The organism is Caulobacter sp., from assembly GCF_965279145.1.
In the GTDB taxonomy this organism is placed as follows: Bacteria; Pseudomonadota; Alphaproteobacteria; order Caulobacterales; family Caulobacteraceae; genus Caulobacter.
In genome coordinates this window covers 114,199-139,272 of the sequence record NZ_OZ257139.1, presented here as the reverse complement: position 1 = coordinate 139,272, position 25,074 = coordinate 114,199, and the positions used below count along the sequence as shown (strand labels likewise).

Annotated in this window: 19 protein-coding genes and 1 riboswitch; of the genes, 9 read left to right on the top strand and 10 right to left on the bottom strand. The window is 67.6% G+C overall.

Annotated elements, in window-relative coordinates; genetic code table 11:
* Positions 1-119: 119 nt before the first annotated feature.
* Positions 120-584 (top strand): DUF4112 domain-containing protein, encoded by a 465-nt coding sequence (locus ACQY9P_RS00645; protein WP_421738279.1) that lies wholly within the window; start codon positions 120-122, stop codon positions 582-584.
* 44 nt (positions 585-628) lie between these two features.
* Positions 629-1,081, top strand: coding sequence for a DUF4112 domain-containing protein (locus ACQY9P_RS00640; RefSeq protein ID WP_421737180.1), 453 nt, complete (start codon positions 629-631; stop codon positions 1,079-1,081).
* An 18-nt stretch (positions 1,082-1,099) separates the two neighbouring features.
* On the opposite strand, the gene scpA is transcribed toward ACQY9P_RS00640, so the two are convergent.
* Positions 1,100-3,253 carry a methylmalonyl-CoA mutase gene (gene scpA, locus ACQY9P_RS00635; protein ID WP_421737181.1) on the bottom strand — a complete coding sequence of 718 codons (2,154 nt, stop codon included), beginning with the start codon at positions 3,251-3,253 and terminating at the stop codon, positions 1,100-1,102.
* A 3-nt stretch (positions 3,254-3,256) separates the two neighbouring features.
* A complete protein-coding gene (locus ACQY9P_RS00630; RefSeq protein WP_421738280.1) occupies positions 3,257-4,648 on the bottom strand; it encodes a methylmalonyl-CoA mutase family protein in 1,392 nt (463 codons plus the stop codon).
* Positions 4,649-4,875: 227 nt separating this feature from the next.
* Between ACQY9P_RS00630 and ACQY9P_RS00625 the strand changes: the two genes are divergently transcribed.
* From ACQY9P_RS00625 to ACQY9P_RS00605, 5 genes are all read left to right on the top strand, one after another.
* On the top strand, positions 4,876-5,883 hold the full coding sequence (locus ACQY9P_RS00625) for an NAD(P)H-dependent flavin oxidoreductase (RefSeq protein WP_421737182.1): 1,008 nt from the start codon (positions 4,876-4,878) through the stop codon (positions 5,881-5,883).
* Positions 5,884-5,988: 105 nt separating this feature from the next.
* On the top strand, positions 5,989-6,726 hold the full coding sequence (locus ACQY9P_RS00620; protein ID WP_421737183.1) for a DUF2793 domain-containing protein: 738 nt from the start codon (positions 5,989-5,991) through the stop codon (positions 6,724-6,726).
* Positions 6,727-6,863: 137 nt separating this feature from the next.
* Positions 6,864-6,972, top strand: a riboswitch (yybP-ykoY riboswitch).
* An 89-nt stretch (positions 6,973-7,061) separates the two neighbouring features.
* Positions 7,062-7,637: a TMEM165/GDT1 family protein gene (locus ACQY9P_RS00615; RefSeq protein WP_421737184.1), complete on the top strand. Its 576-nt coding sequence runs from the start codon at positions 7,062-7,064 to the stop codon at positions 7,635-7,637.
* Between the two features lie 177 nt (positions 7,638-7,814).
* Positions 7,815-11,411: a hydantoinase B/oxoprolinase family protein gene (locus ACQY9P_RS00610; RefSeq protein WP_421737185.1), complete on the top strand. Its 3,597-nt coding sequence runs from the start codon at positions 7,815-7,817 to the stop codon at positions 11,409-11,411.
* Positions 11,408-11,881, top strand: a complete 474-nt coding sequence (locus ACQY9P_RS00605) for a low molecular weight protein-tyrosine-phosphatase (RefSeq protein WP_421737186.1) — start codon at positions 11,408-11,410, stop codon at positions 11,879-11,881. Before ACQY9P_RS00610 ends, ACQY9P_RS00605 begins: the two co-directional genes overlap by 4 nt.
* Here the strand turns inward: ACQY9P_RS00605 and modB are convergent.
* Complete coding sequence (gene modB, locus ACQY9P_RS00600) at positions 11,878-12,540, bottom strand: molybdate ABC transporter permease subunit (protein ID WP_421737187.1); 663 nt, start codon at positions 12,538-12,540, stop codon at positions 11,878-11,880. The two genes, ACQY9P_RS00605 and modB, sit on opposite strands and share 4 nt — an antisense overlap.
* Before the next feature lie 7 nt (positions 12,541-12,547).
* The gene (gene modA / locus ACQY9P_RS00595; RefSeq protein WP_421737188.1) at positions 12,548-13,318 is read right to left on the bottom strand and encodes a molybdate ABC transporter substrate-binding protein; all 771 of its coding nucleotides are present in this window, start codon (positions 13,316-13,318) and stop codon (positions 12,548-12,550) included.
* Positions 13,319-13,404: 86 nt separating this feature from the next.
* On the opposite strand from modA, the gene ACQY9P_RS00590 reads away from it, so the two are divergent.
* Positions 13,405-14,199 (top strand): TOBE domain-containing protein, encoded by a 795-nt coding sequence (locus ACQY9P_RS00590; RefSeq protein ID WP_421737189.1) that lies wholly within the window; start codon positions 13,405-13,407, stop codon positions 14,197-14,199.
* A gap of 73 nt (positions 14,200-14,272) precedes the next feature.
* On the opposite strand, the gene ACQY9P_RS00585 is transcribed toward ACQY9P_RS00590, so the two are convergent.
* The 6 genes from ACQY9P_RS00585 to ACQY9P_RS00560 form a co-directional block, all read right to left on the bottom strand.
* Positions 14,273-14,425 (bottom strand): hypothetical protein, encoded by a 153-nt coding sequence (locus ACQY9P_RS00585; RefSeq protein WP_421737190.1) that lies wholly within the window; start codon positions 14,423-14,425, stop codon positions 14,273-14,275.
* Positions 14,426-14,576: 151 nt separating this feature from the next.
* Positions 14,577-16,571, bottom strand: a complete 1,995-nt coding sequence (locus tag ACQY9P_RS00580; protein WP_421737191.1) for a M10 family metallopeptidase C-terminal domain-containing protein — start codon at positions 16,569-16,571, stop codon at positions 14,577-14,579.
* A gap of 307 nt (positions 16,572-16,878) precedes the next feature.
* On the bottom strand, positions 16,879-18,180 hold the full coding sequence (locus tag ACQY9P_RS00575) for a glycosyltransferase family 4 protein (RefSeq protein WP_421737192.1): 1,302 nt from the start codon (positions 18,178-18,180) through the stop codon (positions 16,879-16,881).
* A 9-nt stretch (positions 18,181-18,189) separates the two neighbouring features.
* A complete protein-coding gene (locus ACQY9P_RS00570; RefSeq protein WP_421737193.1) occupies positions 18,190-19,404 on the bottom strand; it encodes an FkbM family methyltransferase in 1,215 nt (404 codons plus the stop codon).
* Between the two features lie 163 nt (positions 19,405-19,567).
* Positions 19,568-21,094, bottom strand: a complete 1,527-nt coding sequence (locus ACQY9P_RS00565) for a hypothetical protein (RefSeq protein WP_421737194.1) — start codon at positions 21,092-21,094, stop codon at positions 19,568-19,570.
* Positions 21,095-21,161: 67 nt separating this feature from the next.
* A complete protein-coding gene (locus ACQY9P_RS00560) occupies positions 21,162-21,461 on the bottom strand; it encodes a helix-turn-helix domain-containing protein (protein ID WP_421737195.1) in 300 nt (99 codons plus the stop codon).
* Between the two features lie 262 nt (positions 21,462-21,723).
* On the opposite strand from ACQY9P_RS00560, the gene ACQY9P_RS00555 reads away from it, so the two are divergent.
* Positions 21,724-24,978 carry an S-layer protein RsaA gene (locus ACQY9P_RS00555; protein ID WP_428150954.1) on the top strand — a complete coding sequence of 1,085 codons (3,255 nt, stop codon included), beginning with the start codon at positions 21,724-21,726 and terminating at the stop codon, positions 24,976-24,978.
* Positions 24,979-25,074 lie beyond the last annotated feature (96 nt).

Genomic DNA, 25,074 nt, shown 5'->3' with positions numbered 1-25,074 from the left:
CCCCGGAAAGCGAGACTTTATGGCGTCGTTCTCGCGCGACGGGGGAATCTGGCGTTCTCCCACTTCCTGCAAGCCAAGGGTTAAGGCAGATTGACGCCAGTCTTCGCCCCCGGAGTTTTCTGGTGATCTTCGCCAAGTCGCATCTCGACCTGCACAACATCCGGAGCAATGTGGAGCGGGTGAAGAAGCTGTCCGACAATGTGGTCGGCATTGGACCGCTGGGTGTTGGCCTGGACGGCCTGCTGACCTGGATCCCGGGCGCCGGCGAGCTCTACAGCCTGGGGGCCGGCGGGCTGATCATCATGGACGCCGTCCGCGCCCGCGCCGCGCCGATGATCGTGATCCAGATCACCGCCATCATCCTGATCGACACCGTCGCCGGGGCGCTGCCCGTGGCCGGCAAGGTGGCCGACATGCTGTTTACTGGCCACAAATGGTCGGCCGACATGCTGGTCAAGCACATGGACGACACCATCTATTTCGAGGGCACGCGGAAAGAGGCGCAGGGGACCGCCGAATATCGCGACCTGCTGGCCCGCATCCAGGCAGGCAAGGAAAAGCGTCGGGTCGTCTTCCTGGGCTGACGCGGCGACAGACAACCATCCGGCGGGCGAGGCGTTGATCGAGCATGACCATTGAAGCCGCCCCGCACGTCTCCGCCCATGGCGACAGCAAACGCGCCCGCGCGCACCGGGCCTGGAAGTCCGCCGACACCGTCAAGCGGCTGTCCGACCGCCTGATCGGCATCGGCCCCTTCGGCCTGGGCCTGGACGGCGTGCTGTCCTGGGTGCCAGTTGTCGGGCCGCTCTACAGCATGGGCGCCGGCGGATTGCTCCTGATGCATGGCCTGCAGGGCGGCGCTTCGCCCTTCACCCTGCTGCGGATGCTGACCTATGTGGTCATGGATACCGCCACGGACGCCGTGCCCATCGCGGGCTCGATGGTCGACATGATCTTCCCCGGCCACCTGATGGCGGCCAAGGCGCTGCAGAAGGACATCGAGGCGCGGCACGGCCTGCCGGACGATATCGCGGCGGCGATGTCACCCAAGCAGCGCCGCAAGGCCGCCAAGCGGCCCTGAAGCCCGACGGCTTCCGCCTCAGGCCGTCGCGCCCTGGGTGTAGCCCAGCTGAACGTTCAGTTTCTCCAGCACCTCGATGGCCGCTTCCGCGATCACCGTGCCCGGTGGGAAGATGCTGGCGGCGCCGGCGTCGAGCAGGGCCTGGAAGTCCTGGGGCGGGATTACGCCGCCCACCACCACCACGATGTCGGAGCGGTCGCGCTTGGCCAGTTCGGCCTTCAGTTCCGGCACCAGGGTCAGGTGGCCGGCGGCCAGGGACGAGGCCCCGACGACGTGGACGCCGGCCTTGATGGCTTCCTCGGCCGCTTCGGCCGGGGTCTGGAACAGCGGGCCGATCTCGACCTTGAAGCCGAGGTCCGAGAAGGCGCTGGCGATCACCTTCTGGCCGCGGTCGTGGCCGTCCTGGCCCATCTTGGCGACCATGATGCGCGGCGGGCCGCCGTCGGCTTCCTTGAATGCGGCGACCATGGCCCGGGCGCGGGCGGCCTTGGGATCGGCGCCGGCTTCCTTGCCATAGACGCCCTCGATGGCCTGGATCACGGCGCGGTGGCGGCCGAACACCTTCTCCAGCGCATAGCTGATCTCGCCCACCGTGGCGTGGGCGCGGGCGGCATCGACGGCCAGGGCCAGCAGGTTGCCGTCACCCCGCGCGCCGGCTTCCAGCGCATCCAGGGCGGCTTGCGTGCGGGCCGGATCGCGCTCGGCCTTCAGGCGGGCCAGCTTTTCCAGCTGCTGCTTGCGCACCGAGCTGTTGTCGACCTTCAGCATCGGGATGACGTCCTCGACGTCAGGCTTGTAGCGGTTGACGCCCACCACGCTCTGGCGATTGGCGTCGATGCGGGCCTGGGTCTTGGCGGCGGCTTCCTCGATGCGCAGCTTGGGAATGCCGCGCTCGATCGCCTTGGCCATGCCGCCGGCCTTTTCGACCTCCTCGATATGGGCGAGGGCCTTCTGGGCCAGCTCATAGGTGAGGCGCTCGACATAGTAGCTGCCGCCCCAGGGGTCAGCGACGCGGGTCGTGCCGCTTTCCATCTGCAGGAACAGCTGGGTGTTGCGGGCGATGCGGGCCGAGAAGTCGGTGGGCAGGGCCAGGGCTTCGTCCAGGGCGTTGGTGTGCAGGCTCTGGGTCTGGCCGTTCACGGCGGCCATGGCTTCGACGCAGGTGCGCGAGACGTTGTTGAACACGTCCTGCGCCGCCAGCGACCAGCCCGAAGTCTGGCTGTGGGTGCGCAGCGAGAGGCTGCGGTCGTCCTTGGGATCGAACTCGCGCTTCATCAGCCGGGCCCAAAGCAGGCGGGCGGCGCGCATCTTCGCCACTTCCATGAAGTAGTTCATGCCGATCGCCCAGAAGAACGACAGGCGCGGCGCGAAGGTGTCGATGCTCATGCCCGCCGCGACGCCGGCCCGGGCGTATTCGACGCCGTCGGCCAGGGTGTAGGCCAGCTCCAGGTCGGCCGTCGCTCCGGCCTCCTGCATGTGATAGCCGCTGATCGAGATCGAGTTGAACTTCGGCATCTTGGCCGAAGTGTATGAAAAGATGTCGGAAATGATCCGCATCGAAGGCGCGGGCGGATAGATGTAGGTGTTGCGGACCATGAACTCCTTGAGGATGTCGTTCTGGATGGTCCCCGACAGCTTGTCGGGCGAAACGCCCTGTTCCTCGGCCGCCACGATATAGAGCGCCAGGATCGGCAGCACCGCGCCGTTCATGGTCATAGACACGCTCATCTTGTCGAGCGGGATGCCCGAGAAGAGGGTGCGCATGTCCAGGATCGAGTCGATGGCGACGCCCGCCATGCCGACATCGCCCTTCACCCGCTCGTGGTCGGAGTCGTAGCCCCGGTGGGTGGCCAGGTCGAAGGCCACCGACAGACCCATCTGACCGGCGGCCAGGTTGCGCCGATAGAAGGCGTTGGAGTCCTCGGCCGTCGAGAAGCCCGCATACTGCCGCACCGTCCACGGGTTTGTGACGTACATGGTCGGGTAGGGGCCGCGCACGAACGGCGCGACACCGGGATAGCCGCCCGTGAAGTCCAGGCCTTCGACATCGGCGGCGGTGAAGGCGGGGGCGACATCGACGCCCTCGGGCGTGCTCCAGACGGCGCCTTCGGGGGCGGCGTCGGCGGCGACCTCGGCGAAGGCGATGGTGGTGAAGTCAGGGAACTTGGTCATGGCTCAGGCTCCCTCGAAGGCGGCGGCGAAGCGGATGGGCGTCAGGGCGGGGCACGTCGAATCCGGCCCCGGCAGCGTTGGATCAGGCCCCTCCACGGCGAACGCGGACGGATCGACGGTCTCGACCTCGGCGGCCTTGTCGTCGGCGTTGGGGAAGACGGTGACGCCCAGGATCTTGCGGCTCTTGTCGGCGAAGGCGGCTTCCTGCGACGCGCGGCCGGCGGCGACGGCGTCGGCGATCAGGCCAGCTTCCAGCGCCCTGACCACTCCGCCGGCGGCCTCAATGGCCTGGAAGCGGGTCCAGGCGGCGCTGGCGATCTGATCGGTGAGGCTGTCCAGATACCAGGAGCCGCCCGCCGGATCGGCGACGCGGCCCAGATTGCTCTCTTCCATCAGCACCAGCTGGGTGTTGCGGGCCTGACGGCGGGCGAAGGTGGTGGGCAGGCCGATGGCGTCGGTGAAGGCGCCCAGCACGATGGCGTCCGCCCCGCCCACCGCGCCGGCGAACCCGGCGGAGGTCAGGCGCAGCAGGTTGGTCCAGGCGTCCTTGGTCGTCAGCATCCGATCCGAGGACCGCGCCTCGATGGCAGCCGCAACGCTGACGCCGCAGGCCTGGGTCAGCCGCGCCCACAGGGCCCGCGCGGCGCGGACCTTGGCGACGCCGGTGAAATACTCGCCGTCCAGGCTGACGCCCAGCACGATGCGGCCGAAGGCTTCTTCCATCGACAGGCCCGAGCGGACCAGGGCCTTGGCATAGGCCAGGGCGCTGGCGATCATCAGCGCCAGCTCTTCGACGTTGGAACCGCCGGCCTCGTGCGCGGCGCGCCCGGTCGCCAGGAACAGGCTGGCCCGGGCGTAGGTGGTCGCCAGACGCGCGCCCACCGTCGCGGCGTTGAAGATGTGGCTCTCGATTGGACCGGGGCTGGTTCCCGATTGCGCGAAGGCGGTCAGGGGATCCATGTGAAAGGCCATCGGCGCATTGGGTGCGGCCTTGGCCACGGCGCCCAGCCAGTCGGCGGCCTTCGGACCCAGATAGCCGGCGTCCAGCGCGACGGGCGCCAGGTCGATCAGGACATTGTCCAGCGCCCTGGCCATGTCATCGGCCGAGCCGATGGCCACGCCCTTGACGCCGGCCGGATCGACGGCCAGCAGCACCGAGGCGGCGCCGTTTTGCAGGTCGACCAGGATATCCTTCGACGCGCGCGCGGGATCGGCATGGGCCATGCGCATCCGCAGGTCCCAGGGACGGTCGGCGTCGCGCGCGCGCAGGTCTCGGGCGACGATCACGCCGTCCGCGGCTGTGTAGAGCGGCTGCAGGGTGATGCCGTCGGGCGTCCTGACCGTCAGGGCCTCATCGAAGCTTTGGCCCTTGAGGGTTTTCTCGACCAGAGCCATCCAGCGGGCGCGCGACGTCGCGTCGTCCTGTCCGGCGAAATCATCGGCCAGAGGCGTGGCGGACTGGGTCAATACGTCTCTCTCCTGCGGTGCAGCATTTTCTTTTTCGACGGTGATGCGCCCGTGCCCTTAGGGCCGTCAAGCCTTGCGCCGGATGCGAACGGGCGTTTAAGCTAACGCTGTTTACATGCGCGGCGCGCAACGCCGCCCTCAGGGAGCCGTCCTTCATGGCCTTGCCGCCGATCCTGCGCGACCGTCTTCGACTGCCGGTCATCGCCTCGCCACTGTTCATCATCAGCAATCCGGACCTGGTGATCGCCCAGTGCAAGGCCGGCATCGTCGGCTCGTTCCCGGCCCTGAATGCCCGGCCGATCTCGCAGCTGGACGAGTGGCTGGCCCGCATCACCGAGGAACTTGCCGCTCACGACAAGGCTCATCCCGAAGCGCCGTCGGCGCCGTTCGCGGTCAACCAGATCGTCCACAAGACCAACAATCGTCTCGAGGAAGACATCGAGATGTGCGTCAAGCACAAGGTGCCGGTGGTCATCACCTCGCTGGGCGCGCGCGAGGATCTGAACAACGCGATCCATTCCTATGGCGGCATCACCCTGCATGACGTCATCACCGATCGCTTTGCCCGCAAGGCGATCGAAAAGGGCGCCGATGGCCTGATCGCCGTCGCGGCCGGCGCGGGCGGCCACGCCGGCACCCTGTCGCCCCTGGCCCTGATCCAGGAGATCCGCGGCTGGTTCGAAGGACCGTTGGCCCTGTCGGGCGCCATCGCCTGCGGCCGCTCGATCCTGGCCGCCCAGGCCATGGGCGCGGACCTGGCCTATATCGGCTCGGCCTTCATCGCGACCCAGGAAGCCAATGCAGTGCAGGGCTACAAGGACATGATCGTCGAGAGCCACGCCGACGACATCCTCTATTCCAACCTCTTCACCGGCGTGCACGGCAACTATCTGCGCCCGTCCGTGATCAAGGCGGGCCTGGATCCGGACAACCTGCCGGTCAGCGATCCGTCGAAGATGAACTTCGGCTCGGGCGGCAACCAGGAAGCCAAGGCCTGGCGCGACATCTGGGGCTGCGGCCAGGGCATCGGCGCGATTGAAGACGTGCTGACCGCCGGCGAACTCATCGCCAAGTTCGCGCAAGAGTACGAGCAGGCCAAGGCCGAACTGGCCGCCAAGACCGCCCTGACTTCGGGCAGCCACCTGGCTTTCGCGGCCGAGTAGCGACACGCTCGAACGGGCATGGAAACGGGGATCGACGAGGTTCGATCCCCGGCTCTCCCGGCCGGGTGATCCTCAAGGCGAGTTCAACGCCTTTGAGGATCTTGCATGTTTGACGAAACCACCCCGCGCCTGGGCCTGCCCTATGTGGTCGCCGCCCAGGCCCAGAAGCATATTCCCATCAATGAAAGCCTCGCCCGGCTGGACGGTCTGGTCCAGCTGGCGGTCGAGAGTCGCGGGGTCGCCGCGCAACCCGCCAGTCCGGTCGCGGGTGGCGTCTGGATCCTGCCGGCCGCCGCGACGGGCGCGGCCTGGGCCGGTCAGTCGGTCGGGACCCTGATGCGGTTCGAGGCCGGCGCCTGGGAGGCTCTGGCGCCCGCCGAGGGCGTGCTGGCCTGGGTCAAGGACGAGAACCAGATGGTCGCCTTCGACGGCGCCGCCTGGGTCCCGCTGTCGGCCACCTTCAAGAGCCTGACCGCCGCTGTCTCGCCGGGCCTGGCCAGCACCCGGATGGAGATCCGTGAGGAGGAGACGACGCTGTCGGGCGCCACGACCTCGACGGCCATGGTCATCCCGGCGCGGGCCATCGTGCTGGCGGTCTCGACGCGGACCACCGTCGCGGTGACCGGAGCGACCTCCTACAGCTGCGGCGTGACGGGCGAAGCCTCCAAGTTCGGCGGATCGCTGGGCGTAGCCAAGAACGCCAGCAATGTCGGGGTGATCGGCCCGACGGCCTATTATGCCGACACACCGGTGCTGCTGACGGCGGCGGGCGGGACCTTCACCGGCGGCAAGGTGCGGGTGGCGGTGCATCTGCTGCGGTTCGATGCGCCGGCAAGTGTATAGCCCTCCCCCTTGATAGGGGAGGGTTGGGTGGGGGTGATCGGGCGGTTCAGTCGCCCCCGCCGCATCACCCCCATCCCCGACCCTTCCCCCATCGAGGGGGAAGGGAGATTGACCACGGGCGATCCTACCGCTAAACGCCGCTCACCTTTGGGGAGTAGCCGCCCGCGACGATCAGCGGGCCCAGCGTCAACACACTTGGTCTTTCGGGGCCATGGCGCGGGGAGGGAAGCGATGATCCGCTTCCATGGCGAGACCAATGGCGCCGATATCCTCCCGGGCCGGGTGGGACGTCGACGCTATTGGCATGCGCCCGGCCCGGAAGGTTATCTGAAGTCATGGAAGCTCTATTCGTTTCGACCCTGGTCGTGGCCATCGCCGAGATCGGCGACAAGACCCAGCTGCTGGCCATCATCCTGGCCACCCGGTTCAAGAAGCCCGTGCCGATCATCCTGGGCATCCTGGTCGCCACCCTGGCCAACCACGCCCTGGCGGCGACGGCGGGCTACTGGGTCTCCGGCTTGCTGAGCGGCGCCTGGTTTCAGTGGGCCATCGCCATCTCATTCATCGCCATGGCCGCCTGGGCGCTGATTCCGGACAAGGCCGATGACGAGGATGGCTCCAAAGCTGGCCGCTACGGCGTCTTCCTGACCACCACGATCGCCTTCTTCCTGGTCGAGATGGGCGACAAGACCCAGATCGCCACGGTGGCCCTGGGGGCCAAGTTCCATTCGATCGCCTGGGTGGCCGCCGGCACGACCCTTGGCATGATGATCGCCAACATCCCGGCGGTGTATCTGGGCGAGGCGGCGACGAAGATCGTGCCGTTGAAGTACGTGCGCATCGGCGCGGCGCTGATCTTCCTGGGCCTTGGGATCTGGGGCATCGCGCAGGCGGCGGGGGTGTTCCGCTAAATCCTCCCGTTCTCCCCGGCGAAGGCCGGGGCCCAGATCGAACCCTGAGCATCGCGAGTCTGATCCAGGCGGTCTGCGCGTCCATCCCAGACTCACGGGATGAATCTGGGTCCCGGCCTTCGCCGGGAAGAGCGGAAGAGGTATGGACGGCAAATGGACTCGGAGCCCCGCCGCCTCATGACTGACGATCAGAACCTGCGAGGCTGGGAGTTCTGGATCGATCGCGGCGGCACCTTCACCGACATCGTCGCGCGGCGACCCGACGGATCGCTGGTCACCCATAAGCTGCTGTCGGAAAATCCGGAACACTATGCCGACGCCGCCGTGGCGGGCGTACGGGCCCTGCTGCCGGCCGGCGCGTCCATCGACGCGGTCAAGATGGGCACCACGGTGGCCACCAACGCCCTGCTGGAACGCAAGGGCGAGCCGACCGTGCTGGCGATCACCGCCGGCCACGCCGACGCTCTGCGGATCGGCTACCAGGCGCGCCCGAAACTGTTCGACCGCCACATCGTCAAGCCCGAAGCCCTGTACGACCGCGTGGTCGAGATCGACGAGCGGGTGAGCGTCGAGGGCGCTGTGCTGCGACCGCTGGACGAGGACACCGCGCGGGCGGGCCTGCGAGCCGCTTTCGACGCCGGCTTCAGGGCCGTGGCCGTGGTGCTGATGCACGGCTTCCGCTTCACCGATCATGAGGCCCGCGTCGCCGCCATCGCCCGCGACATCGGCTTCTCCCAGGTTTCGGTCAGTCACGAGGTCAGCGCGCTGATGAAGCTGGTCGGGCGCGGCGACACCACGGTGGTCGACGCCTATCTGTCGCCGATCCTGCGCCGCTATGTCGACCGCGTGGCAAGCGAGCTGGGCGAGGACACGCGGCTGCTGTTCATGCAGTCGAACGGCGGCCTGACCGACGCGCGGGCTTTCAGGGGCAAGGACGCCATCCTGTCGGGTCCCGCCGGCGGGGTGGTGGGCATGGCGCGCACGGCGGAGGAGGCGGGCTTTGACCGCGTGATCGGCTTCGACATGGGCGGCACCTCGACCGACGTCTGCCACTATGCCGGCGACTACGAACGGGCCTTCGAGACCGTGGTGGCCGGCGTGCGGATGCGCGCGCCGATGATGAACATCCACACCGTGGCGGCCGGCGGCGGCTCGATCTGCGGGTTCGACGGCGCGAGGCTGCGGGTGGGACCGGCCTCGGCCGGCGCCGTGCCCGGTCCGGCCGCCTATCGCCGTGGCGGACCGCTGACGGTCACCGACTGCAACGTCATGCTGGGCAAGTTGAGGCCGGCGTTCTTCCCCGCCGTGTTCGGTCCCAATGCGGACCAGCCGCTGGACGCGCGGGCGGTGGCTGCCGGCTTCGACACTCTGGCCGCCGAGATCCTGGCCGCCACCGGCGAGGCCATGGCCCCCGAAGCGATCGCCGAGGGCTTCCTGACCATCGCCGTCGAGAACATGGCCAAGGCCGTGCGCCAGATCTCGATCCAGCGGGGTTATGACGTCACCCGCTATGTGCTGGCCTGTTTCGGCGGCGCGGGCGGACAGCATGCCTGTCTGGTGGCCGACGCGCTGGGCATGACGAAGGTGATGATCCACCCGTTCGCCGGGGTATTGTCCGCCTACGGAATGGGTCTGGCGGATCTGCGGCTGATCCGCGAAGCGACGGTGGAGCGACCGCTGGCGCAGGCCGCCGCTGATCTGGCCCAGCAGGCGAAGGCGCTGTCTGTCGAGGCCGAGGCCGCCCTGCGCGCCCAGGCCGTGCCGATGGCCTCGGTCGAGACCCAGTCCACGCTGCGCGTGAAATATGCCGGGACCGACACGCCGCTGGTCGTGCCGCTGGCCGACGAGGCGGGCGTCCGCGCCGCGTTCGAAGAGATGCATCAGCGCCGCTTCGGCTTCACCTCGCCAACCACGGCGCTCGTGGTCGAGACTCTGTCGGTGGAAGCCATCGGTCATTCGGACGCCGGAGCGGCGCCGGATCTGGGGTCTCGCGCCTCGGGCGCGCCCGTGGCCCTGACCACGGTCGATGTCCGCATGGCCGGACAGACCAGGGCGGCCCCGGTGTTCGACCGCGAGGTCCTGGCCGTGGGCGCCGAGGTCAAGGGCCCCGCCATCATCCGCGAAGCCACCGGCACCACCGTCGTCGAGCCCGGCTGGCGCGCGACCGTGGACGCGCAGCTGAACCTTATCCTTGACCGCATCGAGGCCTTGCCGACCCGCCGCGCCATCGGGACAAAGGCCGATCCGGTGATGCTGGAAGTGTTCAACAACCTCTTCATGGCCGTAGCCGAGGAGATGGGTTTCGCGCTGCAGAACACGGCCTATTCGGTGAACATCAAGGAGCGGCTCGACTTCTCCTGCGCCCTGTTCGACCGCGACGGAAACCTGATCGCCAACGCCCCGCACATGCCGGTGCATCTGGGCTCGATGGGCGACAGCGTTCGGGCCATCCGCGAGGCGCGGCAGAGCGATGGACGCGGCATGAAGCCGGGCGACGTCTACATGCTCAACGCCCCCTATAAGGGCGGCACCCACCTGCCGGACGTCACCGTGGTCATGCCTGTGTTCGACAAGAACGCTGCCCTGTTGTTCTACGTCGCCGCACGCGGGCACCAGGGCGACATCGGCGGGATCACGCCGGGCTCGATGCCGCCGAACAGCCGCACGGTCGAGGAGGAGGGGGTGCTGATCGAGAACTTCCTGCTGGTCGAAGGCGGGCGGTTCCTGGAGGCCGAGACCCGCGCCCTGCTCGCCTCGGGCAAGTGGCCGGCTCGCAATCCCGACCAGAACATCGGCGACCTCAAGGCCCAGATCGCCGCCTGCGCGCGGGGGGCCGAAAGCCTGACGGGTCTCGTCGCCGAGTTTGGACAGGACGTGGTGGAAGCCTACATGGCCCATGTGCAGGACAACGCCGAGGAGGCTGTCCGGCGGGTGCTGGCGACCCTGAATGACGGCGCGTTCGCCTATGAGCTCGACGATGGCAGCGTGGTGAAGGTGGCGATCACCGTTGACCAGCACGCCCGCACCGCGCGTGTCGATTTCACCGGCACCAGCGATCAGGTCCCGACCAACTTCAACGCCCCGGCCTCGATCTGCCGGGCGGCGGCGCTCTATGTGTTCCGCACCCTGGTCGATGACGAGATCCCGATGAACGACGGCTGCCTGCGGCCCGTGCAGCTGGTGATTCCCGAGGGCTCGATGCTGCGGCCGCGCTATCCGGCGGCGGTGGTAGCCGGCAATGTCGAGACCAGTCAGGTCGTGGTCGACGCGCTGTACGGCGCGCTGGGGGTCATGGCGGGCGCGCAGGGCACGATGAACAACTTCACCTTTGGCGACGAGCGCCGCCAGTATTACGAGACCATCTGCGGCGGCTCGGGCGCCGGACCCACTTTTGACGGGACTGACGCCGTCCAGACCCACATGACCAACAGCCGCCTGACTGACCCGGAGGTGCTGGAGACCCGCTATCCTGTGGTCGTCGAGGCCTTTTCGATCCGGCGTGGTTCAGGGGGAACGGGCGCGCATCACGGCGGAGACGGGGTGGTCCGCCGGATCGGCTTTCGCGAGCCGATGACCGCCACCCTGCTGTCCAACCGTCGTCGCGTGCCGCCGTTCGGACTGGCGGGGGGTGGTAGCGGGGCGTTGGGGACAGCGCGGGTCGAGCGCGCCGGTGGAACGGTTCAGGTTCTGGCGGCCACCGATCTGGTCGAGGTCGCGGCGGGCGACGCCATCATCATCGAAACGCCGGGCGGCGGCGGCTGGGGCGCGGCATGAGCGGTCATTCGGTTCTGTTCGTCTGCATGGGCAACATCTGTCGCTCGCCCCTGGCCGAAGGCGCCTTTCGCACCGAGGCCCAGCGCCTGGGCCTGGACGTGGTGATCGATTCCGCCGGGACCGGTGGCTGGCACAAGGGCCATCCGCCTGATCGCCGCGCCATCGCCGTCGCGCGTCGCAACGGCGTCGATATCAGCGGCCAGAGGGCCCGCAAGGTGACGCCCGACGACTTCCGGCGGTTCACCCACATCCTGGCCCTCGACCACGACAATCTGAAGGCTCTCAGGGCGCTGCGGCCTGTCGATGGCGCGGCCGAGCTTGGCCTGTTGCTGGACTATGCCGACGGGCTGGAGGGACGCGCGGTGGCCGATCCCTACTGTGGCAATGAGGCGGGCTTTGACGTGACCTGGAGGGAGGTCACGGCGGCGGCCAAGGGCCTGGCGCTGTCGCTGGCGACGCGGACGGACTAGCTAGCCTTGGTCGCCCGCCTTTCAAGCAGCAGCAGGGTCAGCGTCACCGTAAAGCCGAAGGCCAGCAGCAGCGCCGCCAGCCGGTGCGCCTCGCCCCAGCGCAGTTGTTCGACCAACTGGAAGATCTCGACCGACAGCACCTGGGTCTGACCGGGGATGCCGCCGCCCAGCATCATCACCACGCCGAACTCGCCGACCGTGTGGGCGAAGGCCAGGATGGCGGCGACGGCGTAGCCGGGCAGGGCCAGCGGCAGGGCCACGCGCGCGAAGGCCTGCCACCGCGTCGCGCCCAGACAGGCGGCGGCCTCCAGCGGCTCGTCGCCGATGGCGATGAAGGCGTTGCGCAGGGGTTGGACGGAGAAGGGCAGGGAATAGATCAGCGAGCCGATCACCAGCCCCTCGAAGGTAAAGGCCAGGGTGCGGACGCCGAACGCCTGCAACGGCGCCATCAGCACGCTGTGCGGTCCCAGAGCGATCAGCAAATAGAAGCCCAGCACCGTCGGCGGCAGCACGATCGGCAGGGCGACTACGGCCCCGACCACGGGCTTCCAGCGCGAGGCGCCGCGCGCCAGCCACCAGGCCAGGGGCGTGGCGAGAACCAGCAGCAGGGCTGTGGTGATCCCCGCCAGCTTGATCGTCAGCCACAGCACCGAAAGCATGGGATTTCTAGCGAACCTCGTAGCCGTAGCGCTTGATGATGGCCTTGGCTTCGCGGCTCTTCAAGAACGCCAGGAACGCCTTGGCGGCGTCGTTGTTCGCGCCGGTCTTCAGGAGCACGGCCTGCTGGTCGATGGGCGTGTGGTCGGCGGCGGGTACGATCCAGCGCGAGCCGCCCGGTTCGTTGATCACCTGTGACAGGGCCACGAAACCCAGTTCCGCCGCGCCGGTCTGCACATACTGGAAGGCCTGGGTGATGGACGAGCCGGTCACGATCTTCGGCTTCACCGCATCATAGAGCTTGAGACGGGTCAGGGTCTCGACCGCCGCCTGCCCATAGGGCGCGGCCTTGGGGTCGGCGATGGCCAGCTTTTCGAACCCGCCCTTGGCCAGCACCGCGCCGTTGCCGTCGATCAGGCCGGGCGTCCTGCTCCACAGCACCAGCCGACCGGTGGCGTAGGTGAAGCGCGTGCCCGCCACGGCCAGGCCCTCGGCCTCGGCCCGGGTCGGGCGCTCGGCGTCGGCCGACAGGAACACCTCGAACGGCGCGCCGTTGGCGATCTGGGTGTAGAACTGGCCTGAAGAACCAAAGCTCAGGGTCGCCTTGTGGCCGGTGCGAGCCTGGAACCGGGCGGCGATCTCCTTGGCCGGCTCGGTAAAGTTGGCGGCGACCGCGACCTTGGTCTCGGCGGCCAGAGCCGAGGCCCCGAGCAGCAGCGACAGCGCGCCTCCGGCAAGGGCGGCGAAGGTGGCGGCGAGCAGGCGTTGGGGAACGGGCATGCGAGACCTGGGGACTTGGAGCCGGCGACGAACCAGCGTTATGTAGCAAGACTACATAACGCTGTCCCGCCCGATCAGGAGCAACCATGTCCGCCGAGGGCGATCTCAGCGCTTCGCTTGTTCTGCGTCGGGGGGCGCTGGCTCGTGTCGGGCTGGAACGCATCGCCTTGCTGGAAGCGGTCGGGGAACGCGGCTCGATCGCCGCGGCGGCCAAACAGCTGGGCCTTAGCTACAAGGGCGCCTGGGACGCCATCCAGGCGCTGAACAACCTGTTTGACGCGCCGTTGATTGCCGCCAGTTCGGGTGGCAGAGCCGGCGGCGCGGCGGTGATCACCCCTCGCGGCCACGCGGTGATCAAGGCATTCCGTCAGGTCGAGCGCGAGATCGGCGCGGTCCTGACGCGGCTGGAGGTCGGCTTGAGCTCGGGGGGCGACACCGGGCTGGGCGACCTGTTCTGGAGTCTGGGACTGCGCACCAGCGCCCGTAACGCCCTGCGCGGCGTGGTGACCCGCATCGCGCTCGGCGCGGTCACTGTCGAGGTCGCCCTGGCGCTGGGGGACGGTGTCGAGATTGTTTCGGTGATTACCCGCCGCAGCTGCGACGAACTGGGCCTGGCGATCGGCAAGCCCGCGATCGCCCTGATCAAGTCCAGCTTCGTCTCGCTCGGTCGCGAGGCGGCATCTGGGCCCAACGCGCTGGCCGGGGTGGTTGTTGATCGCGAGGATGGAGAGACCACCAGTGAAATCCGCCTGACCCTTGCCGCGGGAAAGACGCTGGTGGCGACAACGCCACGGTCCGGGATCGATGGGGCGGGAATCGTGGTCGGTGCGTCGGTCGTTGCCGTTATCGAGCCCGCGAACGTCATTCTCGCGGTCGAATAGGGCGGAAAATCTGGCCGCCGCATCAGAGGCCGTCACGCTACGATCAAGACTCGCGGCGCGACGGCGCCGGATATCAGATGTCGCCGTCGGCGATGTCGGCCAGCAGGCCGTTGATCGGTTCGCCAGCCGCGCTGGTGACGTTGTGACCGGTGTCGATGACGCCAACCTTGGCGGCGTGCGGCGCTTCGGTCTCGGGGGTGTCGTCTTCGGGAGGCGTGGTGGTCATGGAACTGCTCTTGAATGCGGGGGCGTCGGACGACCGTCGCTCTACAAACCCCGCCGCACGCTGCCACGGTCACGCTGGATTGTCAGCCCGAGTCGCGGTCACGCTGGCGCTCGGTCGGCGTTGCCGGTTTGAGCGGCGCCGGCAATGGCGGTCAGACCAGATTGTATTCCGGCTTGGCATAGACGCCGATCAGGTCGACGCCCAGAACATCGCCGTTCGCCAGCGCGTTGAAGAACGACTCGGCGGAGAGGGCGTAGACGCCGACATGCGCCTTCTCGGCTTCGGCCAGCAGCCAGCCGACCATGGCCGCCTTGGTGCCCTGGCCGTTCAGGCCGTCCAGGCCATAGGCGTTGAAATAGTCGGCCCGTGTCAGGGTCGCTCCGTTCAGGGTGAACGTGGCGTCCAGCAGCGTGTGGACCTTTTCGTCCGTGGGCGCGGCGCCGAAGATCACGCCATAGGCCTGCTTGGTGGCGTCGAACAGGGTCAGGGCGCCGTACTTGGACGCGAACGCGGTCGCGCCCTCGCCGATCTTGCCCAGGTTGACCGCGAAGTTGATGTAGCGGTTCTCGAACCCGAAGCTCTGGTAGTAGGCGCTATTGAGATTGTTGGCGTTCGGGCCGTCGGGCGCGATCAGATAGTCCATCCCGGCCGAGGACGGGGTCTTGCCGGTGAAGAACTGGTAGGTCAGCACCGCCACGGCGCTGGTGTCGGCCGCCGTCTTGATGACCTGGGCGATCGCCTCGGCCTTCAGGGCGCCGGCCGCCATGCTAGCGCCCAGGCTGCTGGTCAGCGGTTCGGCGGCCGTCGTGAAGGCCTTCAGCCGGAGGATGTTGTTCATGGCCGTCGCCACCCGGCTGTCGACCATCGACACCGAGCGGTCGGTGAAGAGCAGGGTCTCGATGTTCAGCAGGCTGTCCTGGCCGTCGGAACCAGTGTCGCGGATGGTCCAGCCGCCGTCAGAGGTCGCGGTCAGGGTGTAGCGCCCGAACGCGCCGGAATAGCGCGCCGAGTCCCGACCGGCGCCGCCATCCAGCGAATCCGCGCCGGCTCCGCCTTCCAGCACATTGGCCAGGGCGTTGCCGACGATGATGTCGGAGCCCGTACCGCCCCGCGCGTTTTCGATATCCGCGCCGATGGCGATGGTGACGTTGCCGACCAGTCCGCCGACGCTTGAGAAGAAGCCCTGCCGCAGGTCGATGGTCTGGTTGTTGGCGTAGCCGGAGAAGTCCAGCGTATCGACGCCGCCGGCGTCCCACACCGCGAAGATCAGCTTGCGCGACGCCGAACTGGTCTCGAACCAGTCACGACCGGCATTGGCGTTGAAGCCATAGACCGTGTCACCCGTGCGGGTGGTCATGTTGGCGCCATAGGCCAGTTGGGCGGCGGCGATGTCGTCAAGCAGTGGGGCCGAGGCGTAGATGCCATTGAACTGGCCGCCGGTGTTGGTCTCGCTGAAATAGCTCATCACCGTGTACTGACGACTGTCCTCGTAATAGCCGGCGCTGGCGGCATAGGTCGCCTTGGCGGTGTCGGAGGCGTCATAGTCGGAGGGGTGGGCCAGGCCGATCGCATGGCCGATCTCGTGGACGAGGGTCATCCCGCCATAGTTCGAGCCGGTGGGCGCGCGGTTGTACGACAGCGAGGTATTGACCCAGACGTCGCCGGATCTCGCGGAGGCGGCGACATTGCCCGGATAGAAGGCGAAGGCCGAGGCGGCGGTGCTGGAGGTGTCGCTGTAGTTCGAGAACAGAATGGAGGCCGCGTTGGTATAGGCGGCCTCGCCGTTGGCGCCTTCGCCCACGCGGACGAAGGTGATGTTGGCGACGTCGGACCAGGCGGTGAGGGCCTGTTCGGCCTGGTAGATCTGGGCGGCGTTGAAGCGGGTGAAATCGGTGGTGTCGGTCGGCATCGAGGACGGCGCGGTCGATCGGAAGCCGTAACTGACCGTGAAGGACACCCCCAGCGCACTGGACCAGCCGGGCTCACTACGCAGCAGCTGGTAGGCGGCGCCGCTTACGGTCAGGCTCTGTTTGCCGGCGACCACACCCATCCGGGAGTCCGCGTTCACGAACGCGCTGAACACGTCGCCAGTCTCGACGTCGATGCTCAGGGCCTCGGGCGCTGCGGGAAAGGAATCTAGGCTCATCGGAAGAATCCATACGGTTACAGGCGTATAAGAGTCCGATGGCTGCGGACGGCAATAGTGCGAGCTTGCGGCGATTTCGCACAGTCAGCCTCACCCGGTACAATGCTCACGTCAAATCCCTATGGCAGGATGAGACGTGCCCTTGGAAATCACAAGGTTTCGTGCTGAATTGCCCGCTCCTTACTGTCAAGGTTTCGTGAGGAAATTTTCCGAAATATTGCCAAGCCCTTAAAGCTTTGCCGTGAGATCTTAAGTCTTTAAACTTGGCAGGGGCGCCACAGGCGAACAGGCAACCTGTCGTCGCGCTCTAGGCGTCCAGCGGCGCGAACAGCTTCTGCAACGTCGCGCCGATGCGGTCGGCGGCGGGGTCGGTCTCGTCCAGGCCTAGCGCCTTGAGTTCGCCGCCGATCCGTCGGCCGATCTCGAGCAGGGGCCGGTTGAGGATCATGGCCTGGGCCATCGCCTCGACGCCATCGACATAGCGTTCGGCGTTCAGCGTGGTCAGGGCCCAGGCGCGCGCGGCCTTGCCGGTGCGCAGCCGCAGTTCGGGATCGTCAGCCAGGCGCTCCAGCACGGCGCGGATCTCGGCGACATCGATCGCCCCATCGACCTTGAAGACCAGATCCTCGGGCAGTTCGCCGTAGAAGCCGGCGCGCGCCACCACGGTGGGGCGGCCGCTGAGCATGCCTTCGATCGCGGAGCCCGAGGCGCCTTCCAGCACCGGCTTGCGCAGGCAGCAGATGATGTCGGCCTGCGCCAGGCGCTGGTCCAGTTGGGCGTCGTCCACGGCGCCGTCGATCTCCAGACCCGCGAAACCCACCTCCTCGGCCAGGGCTTCCAGGCGGGCCTGCTCCTCGGGCGAGATGGGGCCCACCAGGCGATAGACGCAGTCCCGCAGGCGCGGCGATCCGCCGATGGCCTGGATGATGTCGGCCACGCGCTTGTTGGCGTTCATCACCCCGACGGTAGTCAGGGTCAGGCGATCGCCGGCGACGGGCGGAGGGGGCGGCGTGGCGCGGTCGGGGCAGCAAAGAGGCTGGACCGAGACCGGGCCGGGGCAGGCGGCCTCCAGACGCGGCGCGTAGAACCGGGCGTGGGCGATGGCCCCGCCGCAGCGCGCGGCCAGCCATTCGGCCATGGGGATCCGTTCGGCGATCTGGCTGATGTCGCGCAGGCCCGAGCGGGTCGCGACGGCGTCCTCGGTCCTGTCCGGGCCATAGGTCGCGATGATCTCCGCGTCGTGACGGCGATAGTCCAGATGGTTGAAGTGCAGCCAGCCGGAGAACAGGTTGTAGATATAGAAGTCGTGGAACACGCCCAGGCAGCTGGCGGCTTCCAGCACGTGGAAGATCCCGGCGTGGAACGGGTAGTTGTCGCCGATATTGACCACCACCAGGTCGAACTCGGTCTTCAGATCGTGCAGGGGATAGGCCCGCCAGTGCCGGACGGGCAGGCGGGTGGGGTGCAAAGGCTCGCTCGCGTCGTTCTCGTCCTCGCAGCGCAGGATCTCGACCTCATGGCCGCGCGAGGCCAGGACACGGGTGACCTCGGCGCTGACCCGGCCGATCGAGGACCGCAGCGCGAACGGCGTCACCCAGGCGATCTTCATGGCGGGTCTCTACAGCTTCAGGAGGCGGCGTTCGGCGTCGCCGCCGGGCCGTACGAACGCGATATTGGCCGAGACGACCTTGGCCGCGCTGGCGGCGGTGCAGGGTTCGCAGTCGCCGGTGGTCTCGTTGATCATGTACGGCTTGAAGCCGGCCTGGGCGAAGGTCTTGAACCAGCCCGCCGGCGTCTGGCCCACGCGCTTGACGTGGACCGGACCGAACTCGGCGACGATGGCTAGGTCGGGATTGCCCTTGAGCGCGGCGGCCATGCCGGCCAGCACGTCCAGCTCGGCGCCCTCGACGTCGATCTTGGCCACGTCCAGGCGCTTGCCGGCCAGCACCTTGTCCAGCGGCAGCACCTCGACCTCGACGATGCGGGCGCGGGCTTCCTCGTCCTCGGGCAGGGCGTACAGCGAGCTGTGGCCGATGATGTCGCTGACGTGGAAGGTCAGCCGGCCGGCGGCGGCGCCGACGGCCTGGTCGCGGACCTCGACCCAGCTGAGGCCGTTCAGCGAGATCATCTTGTTCAGATTGGCGCGCGGCACGGCTTCGGGCTCGAAGGCAATCACCCGGCCGCTCGGGCCGGTGGACCAGGCGCAGACCAGGGTCAGCAGGCCGATATTGGCGCCGATATCGGCGACGGTCATGCCCGGCTGGATCAAGCGGCGCAGCACGTCGCGCGTGCCGGGCTCGAGACCCCGACTGGAGGCGTTGGCCAGCATGGTGACGAAGTTGGGCGAACTGCGCGGCGCGACGACATAGCCCTCATGCATCCGCACGGCGACCGACTCGTCGTCATACGGCACCAGCGGGCGCAGCTTGATCTCGATCTCGTCGAAGCGGGGGCCGAACAGGCCAGGCAGCCGGATCAGGTCGTCGGACGTCCTGGCGCCCTGGGTCTGGATCACCGACAGCTGGGCGGCGACGGCGCGCATCACTTCGGTGGCGCTGTCCTGGCGGCGCAGGACGGCGTCCAGAGCCTGCTCGGTGCGATCCAGCCGGTCATTGACCCGCGCCAGGTCCTGCGACACGGCCAGCAGATGGGCGCGCGTTTCGTGCAACTGGTGCTCGACCGAGGCCTGCAGGTAGCGGCGTGCATAGTGGGCCAGGGGCGCCAGCACGGGCGCCAGCAACCGCCGGGCCAGACCGAAACGGCGTTTGGGCGGCGGACCACCCTGCGGTTCCGGAGCGGTGGCGGTTTCAGGGGCGATCCGCGGCGCGCGCATGGCGGATCGGATCGCCAGATCCATACGTGCGGGCCTCAAGACAGTCCTTCCTTGAGCGCGGAATCAAGCACCCGCCGCTCTTGCGGTTCAGCCATACCAGAAACCTGGCCCAGAAACCCGGGCCAGAAACACGGCGAAGTCTCGAAGACTCCGCCGCGTGGGCTCAGGTCAGAAAATGATTATTGAGGAAGGAGGAGGAGTCGCCCACGAGGCTGATCGACCCGCCGTCGGCGAAGTCGAAGGTCAGGCTGGTCAGGTGAACGATCGTTTCCACGTGATGCAGCACGCGCGAGTCGAACATTACGATCGACGGCCCGTTTTGCATCACCGTCACGTCGCTAGTGTGGCTGATGAAGTAGTCGATGAACTGCTTGACCATTTCCGTCGTGGCGAAGGCCGTGGGCTGCGGCGTCGGCTCGATCGGCAGGGGCGTGTAGCCAGTATGGCCGCCATCGCCGCCATTGCCGCCGCCGCCGCTATCGCCGCCGCCGCCATTGCCGCCGCCGCCGCTATCGCCGCCGCCGCCGCCGCTGGCGTCGGGCGTCGTCGGGGTGACGGGCTGTGGCGTGATCGGCGGAGTGGTCGTGGTGTCCGGTGTGACCGGGGTGAACACGTGCTCGCCGCGATTGATCAGGTCGGCCAGCACTTCGGGCAGCTTGGTGACTTCGATCACCGAGATCTTGCCGTAGCCGGCTTCGCCCAGATAGCCGCGAACCAGCTGGATGGCCTCGACAGACGGCAGCGCGCCGGCGCTGAGGCGCACGTCGATCGACCAGCCATGGTCTTCCGACGTGGCCGGCACGGCGTTGAAGATCGGGTCGTGACGCAGAGCCGCTTGTGTCAGCGCCGTTTCCGGGGGCGCGGCGCTCTCGGCCAGGACGTGATCCTGCGGCATGGTGCTCAGCATCGCCACCAGCGACAGCACCGACGACATGTGCTGGGCGGCCGAGGCGTCGGGCGTCACGGCGTGGGCCGCGCCGGGGCCGACGGCCTCCGGGGCGGGACCGACCGGCGTGTGCGACACGCCGCTGAAATCCAGGGCGGCGGCCGTCGCCTTGAGGGCGGCGCGGGTCGCGGCGTCGATGCTCGCGGCTTCCACCGAATAGTTCGAGGCCAGCAGCGCGGCGGCCAGGATCAGCACCGCCTGGTTGGCGGGGATCTGGACGGAATCGATATGCTGCGGGGCGGCGGCCTGCACGGCGATGGGCGCGCTGGAGCCGAACAGCAGGGCAGGGCGGCTGGGCGCGCCATCCTTGGTCTCGGCCGCGCGCGCTTCGCCCGTCTTGAAGAAGGCGGTGCCGACGACGGCGATCAGCAGGGCGGCGGGGTGGATCGAGACGTTGTCGTTCTGGTGCGACCGGCGAACCAGCGGATGGCGCGCGATCATGTTGCGCACCAGGGCCGAGAAGTCGTAGCCCCGCGCGATCTCTTCATAGGCCGGGCCGGCGATCAGGTACTCGCCGTCGATGCGCGCGAAATGGATCACCACCTCGCCGTCATCGGCGCGATAGAAGATGAACCAGGGCTCGTTCTCGTCGCTCAGGCCGCGATCGGTGCCGACGCGGATGCCCGCGCGGATCAGGGCGTTCTCGACCCGATAGAATTCGGCCAGTTCCTGCTGACTCCAGTCAGCCGGAGTCGGCGAGAAGCGGGGCGTCCGCTGAAAGAAAGAGACGATCTGCGCGACCATGCGGCGGTAGTTTCCTTACGCCCGACCCGTAGTCCGACTTTTGTCGGTTAACGGCACCCTAGACGAACTAGTCTTCGCTGAACAGGATTTCGTAGGTGGTGGGATCGTAGAAGCGGAGCAGTTCGCGAACGAACACCTTTTCCGGCACCTCAAGGGCGCGGGCCCAGTCGCGGTAACGGTCCGGCGGAATGCGGCCGCGACCCGTCTCCAGCTGCGAGATGAAGGTATAATAGTCGGCGCCGACCTTGGCCGCCAGCTGACGCTGCGACAGGCCGATCTCCTCGCGACGCTCCTTGAGCCAGCGACCGCCTTCGCGGCGCAGGTCCTGAACGTCCGAGGCGTTCCGGCGTTGTGGATTACCGTACATTACTACTGTCCCGCGCCAGACCGGGGGAGAGCCGCGCGGGGCGCGCCAGCTCGTCCGGCAGGTGAAATCACGCATTCTATATACGCGCGAAAACCGGGGGGTTCAAGGATTACGACATTCGTATTTGCTGTACCGGTATGGAAAATGCTGCACGGCTCAAAATTCCGGATTGTCGGCGTATGTCATTTGCTCTATAGCCCTCACTGCTCCCATGTGTGCCAACGCGCCGCAGGGGGTTGGGATTTTTTTGGGAGACTATCCGATGGCCTATACTACGGCTCAGTTGGTGACTGCGTACACCAACGCCAACCTCGGCAAGGCGCCTGACTCGGCGACCACGCTGACCCTCGACGCCTACGCCACGCAATCGCAAACGGGCGGCGTCACCGACGCCGTCGCGCTCGCCAACACCCTGAAGCTGGTCAACGCCACGACGGCCGTCGCCGTCGAAACCTACCAGTTCTTCACGGGCCACGCCCCGTCGGCCGCTGGCCTGGACTACCTGGTTGACTCGACCACCAACACCAACGACCTGAACGACGCTTACTACTCGAAGTTCGCTCAGGAAAACCGCTTCATCAACTTCTCGATCAACCTCGCCACGGGCGCTGGTGAAGGCGCCGCCGCTTTCGCCGCTTCCTACGGTTCGGTCTCGATCGCTCAGACGGTCGCCACGGCCTATGACAAGATCATCGGCAACGCCGTCGCCACCGCCGCTGGCGTTGATGTCGCCGCCGCCGTTGCTTACCTGAGCCGTCAAGCCAACATCGATTATCTGACCGCGTTCGTGAAGGCCAACACCGGCCTGACCGCCGCTGCTGACATCGATCTGGCCGTCAAGGCCGCCCTGATCGGCGAAATCCTGTCGGCCGCCACGACGTCGGGCCTGGGTGGCTATGCCGCCGCGACCACCGCTCTGATCAACGACCTGGTTGACGGCACGCTGTCGACCGACAACGCCGCTGGCGTCAACATCCTGACGGCCTATCCGGGCACGCAGGCCTCGGTCACCACCGCTCTGACGACCGGCGTTGACACCCTGGCCCTGACCTCGGCCAACGACGTCATCAACGCCACCAACACCACCCTGACGACGCTCGACTCGATCGACGGCGGCGCCGGCAACGACACCCTCGCCATCGTTGATGTCGCCGGTGCTCTGAACCTGAGCTCCATCGCTGGTCTGAAGGTCGCCAACGTCGAAGCCGCCACCATCGTCTCGATCGGCGCTGTGACGGCTGACGTCAGCGGCTTCAGCGGCCTGACCTCGGTTGGCGTGACCTCGATCGGCGCGACTTCGGTCACCGCCGCCGGCACCACCGCCGTCACGGTCACCGACGCCACCCAAGCCGCTGGCGCCATCGCTGTTGAAGGCGGTTCGTCGGTTTCGGTTACGGCCACCTCGGCCGGCACCGGCACGATCACGGTTGGCGGCACCACCGCTCCGACCGGCGCTGTCACCGTGAAGGCCACCGAAACCGGCGCCAACACGCAAGGCAACATCGCCGTCACCGGCGGCACCAGCATCGGCGTGACGCAAGTCGCGACGAACGCCGTGGTCAACACGACCGCCGTTCTGGGCGCCGTTACGGCTACCGGCACCTCGGCCACCACCTCGGTCTCGGTCTCGCAAACGGCTTCCGCTACGGCCGGTGCTTCGGTCGTTGGCGTTACCGCCGGCGCCGTGACCATCAATGACGCCAATGGCGCTCACGCGACGAAGGCCGGCACGATCGCCACCGTCACCGTCGCCAACGCCGGCGCCGTTACGATCGCTGACAACTCGCTGGCGACCCTGAACCTGTCGGGCACCGTCGGCGCCGTCACGGTCAACTCGGGCGCGGGCTACACCACGACCGCTCTGGCCCTGAACCTTGGTAAGGGTTCGACCGGCGCGATCACGGGCGCTCAGTACAAGACCATCAACGCCACGACCTCGGGCGCTGCTACCGTTGCCAACATCGTTGGTTCGGCCGCGACGACCCTGAACGTCGCCGGCAACAGCCTCCTGACCCTGACCTCGGCTGCCGGCCTCACCGCCGCCACCACGGTTAACGTTTCGGGTACCGCTGGCCTGACGGCTACGCTCAACGGCCTGACCACCCTGACGAAGGTTGACACGACCGGCACGACCGGCACCACCACGGTGTCGATCGACGCGACCAAGGTCACCTACGCTGGCGGCGCTGGCGCCGACTACGTGACGCTGGTTGGCGCTCTGCCGACCGCTTCGTCGGTTACCCTGGGTGGCGGCGACGACCGTCTGCTGGGCACCACGGTGATCACCGCTTCGGGCAGCACCGTCGTTGACGGCGGCGCCGGCTCCGACACGGTCGCCTCGGCCCTGATCAACGCCGGCAACGGCTCGATGTTCAAGAACTTCGAAGTGCTGGGTCTGGGCGCCAACACGCTCGACGCCGCTCTGCTGACGGGTTCGACCATCACGTCGCTGGAACTGGGCGCTGGTGGCGGCAACGGTACGTTCTCGAACGTGACCACCGCTCAATCGCTGTCGGTCACCGGTACGGCCGCCGCGGGCACCACCACCCTGACGTTCTCGGGCGTTTCGGGTTCGGCTGACGCCTACACCATCGGCTTCGCCGGTGTTGGCGGCTCCAAGATCTCGGCCCCGAACACCGTCGACGCCAAGATCGTTTCGATCGCTGGCATCGAAGCTGTGTCCATCAATTCGGGCGCCGCTTCGGGCTTCACGACCAACACGATCTCGCTGACGGACGCGGCTGCTCGCACCCTGACCGTTACGGGCGCTCAAGCCACCACGATCAGCTTCACCGGCGCCTTCGGCACCGCCGGCGCTGGCGGCGACGGCAATGGCGTCAGCGCGATCAACGCGTCGGCCGCTACGGGCATCGTCACCCTCAACACCGCCAACCTGGGCGTTGCTGAAGGTGGTCTGACGATCACGACCGGCTCGGCCGATGACTCGGTTACGGTTGCTGCTCTGACGAAGGCCCTCACGGTTTCGACCGGCGACGGCGCCGACACCATCGTCGTCAACAGCGCTGCCACGATCAACTCGGGCGCTGGCAACGACGTCATCACCCTGGGCGGCGCTTCGACGGTTAACGCCGGCGCTGGCGACGACACGATCACGACCTCGGCTCACGCTTCGTCCATCACCCTGGGTGGCGGTACGGACGCGGTGAACGTGGCCGCCTCGGTTGGCGTCACCATCACGATCGCTGACGCGACCGGGACCGGTGACTCGCTCGTGTTCGCCAACGGCGGTACGGAAGTGTTCAACAGCACCGCCGCCAACGTTGGTGCCGCCGTCACGCTCGCCAACGCTCTGGACCTCGCGATCACCGCCGCTGGTGACACGAACGCCCAGATCTACTGGTTCGTGTATGGCGCTGACACCTACATCGTGGAGCACCTCGGTGCGTCGACCAACCTCGACGCTGGCGACATCGTTGTGAAGCTGGCGGGTACGACCTCGTCGGGTCTCGCTTCGGCTTCCTACGCTGCCGGCAGCAACACGCTGACCTTCGCCTAAGAGACCTGGAAGCCAGCCGGGGTTCTCTCCGGCTGGCGACTTGGCCAAGATCGCGCCGCTTCGGTTTTCCGGAGCGGCGCTTTTTTGTTGCGAGGA

Excerpts from the sequence above, each read along its gene's own strand:
- ACQY9P_RS00590 (WP_421737189.1), top strand. The coding sequence starts at position 13,405 with ATGTCCGCCGAGGGCGATCTCAGCGCTTCGCTTGTTCTGCGTCGGGGG.
- ACQY9P_RS00620 (WP_421737183.1), top strand. The coding sequence starts at position 5,989 with ATGTTTGACGAAACCACCCCGCGCCTGGGCCTGCCCTATGTGGTCGCC.
- ACQY9P_RS00585 (WP_421737190.1), bottom strand. The coding sequence starts at position 14,425 with ATGACCACCACGCCTCCCGAAGACGACACCCCCGAGACCGAAGCGCCG.
- ACQY9P_RS00640 (WP_421737180.1), top strand. The coding sequence starts at position 629 with ATGACCATTGAAGCCGCCCCGCACGTCTCCGCCCATGGCGACAGCAAA.
- modB (WP_421737187.1), bottom strand. The coding sequence starts at position 12,540 with ATGCTTTCGGTGCTGTGGCTGACGATCAAGCTGGCGGGGATCACCACA.
- ACQY9P_RS00555 (WP_428150954.1), top strand. The coding sequence starts at position 21,724 with ATGGCCTATACTACGGCTCAGTTGGTGACTGCGTACACCAACGCCAAC.
- ACQY9P_RS00615 (WP_421737184.1), top strand. The coding sequence starts at position 7,062 with ATGGAAGCTCTATTCGTTTCGACCCTGGTCGTGGCCATCGCCGAGATC.
- ACQY9P_RS00605 (WP_421737186.1), top strand. The coding sequence starts at position 11,408 with ATGAGCGGTCATTCGGTTCTGTTCGTCTGCATGGGCAACATCTGTCGC.
- ACQY9P_RS00560 (WP_421737195.1), bottom strand. The coding sequence starts at position 21,461 with ATGTACGGTAATCCACAACGCCGGAACGCCTCGGACGTTCAGGACCTG.
- ACQY9P_RS00570 (WP_421737193.1), bottom strand. The coding sequence starts at position 19,404 with ATGCGCGCGCCGCGGATCGCCCCTGAAACCGCCACCGCTCCGGAACCG.
- ACQY9P_RS00575 (WP_421737192.1), bottom strand. The coding sequence starts at position 18,180 with ATGAAGATCGCCTGGGTGACGCCGTTCGCGCTGCGGTCCTCGATCGGC.
- ACQY9P_RS00565 (WP_421737194.1), bottom strand. The coding sequence starts at position 21,094 with ATGGTCGCGCAGATCGTCTCTTTCTTTCAGCGGACGCCCCGCTTCTCG.
- scpA (WP_421737181.1), bottom strand. The coding sequence starts at position 3,253 with ATGACCAAGTTCCCTGACTTCACCACCATCGCCTTCGCCGAGGTCGCC.
- ACQY9P_RS00625 (WP_421737182.1), top strand. The coding sequence starts at position 4,876 with ATGGCCTTGCCGCCGATCCTGCGCGACCGTCTTCGACTGCCGGTCATC.
- ACQY9P_RS00580 (WP_421737191.1), bottom strand. The coding sequence starts at position 16,571 with ATGAGCCTAGATTCCTTTCCCGCAGCGCCCGAGGCCCTGAGCATCGAC.
- ACQY9P_RS00610 (WP_421737185.1), top strand. The coding sequence starts at position 7,815 with ATGACTGACGATCAGAACCTGCGAGGCTGGGAGTTCTGGATCGATCGC.
- modA (WP_421737188.1), bottom strand. The coding sequence starts at position 13,318 with ATGCCCGTTCCCCAACGCCTGCTCGCCGCCACCTTCGCCGCCCTTGCC.
- ACQY9P_RS00630 (WP_421738280.1), bottom strand. The coding sequence starts at position 4,648 with ATGGCTCTGGTCGAGAAAACCCTCAAGGGCCAAAGCTTCGATGAGGCC.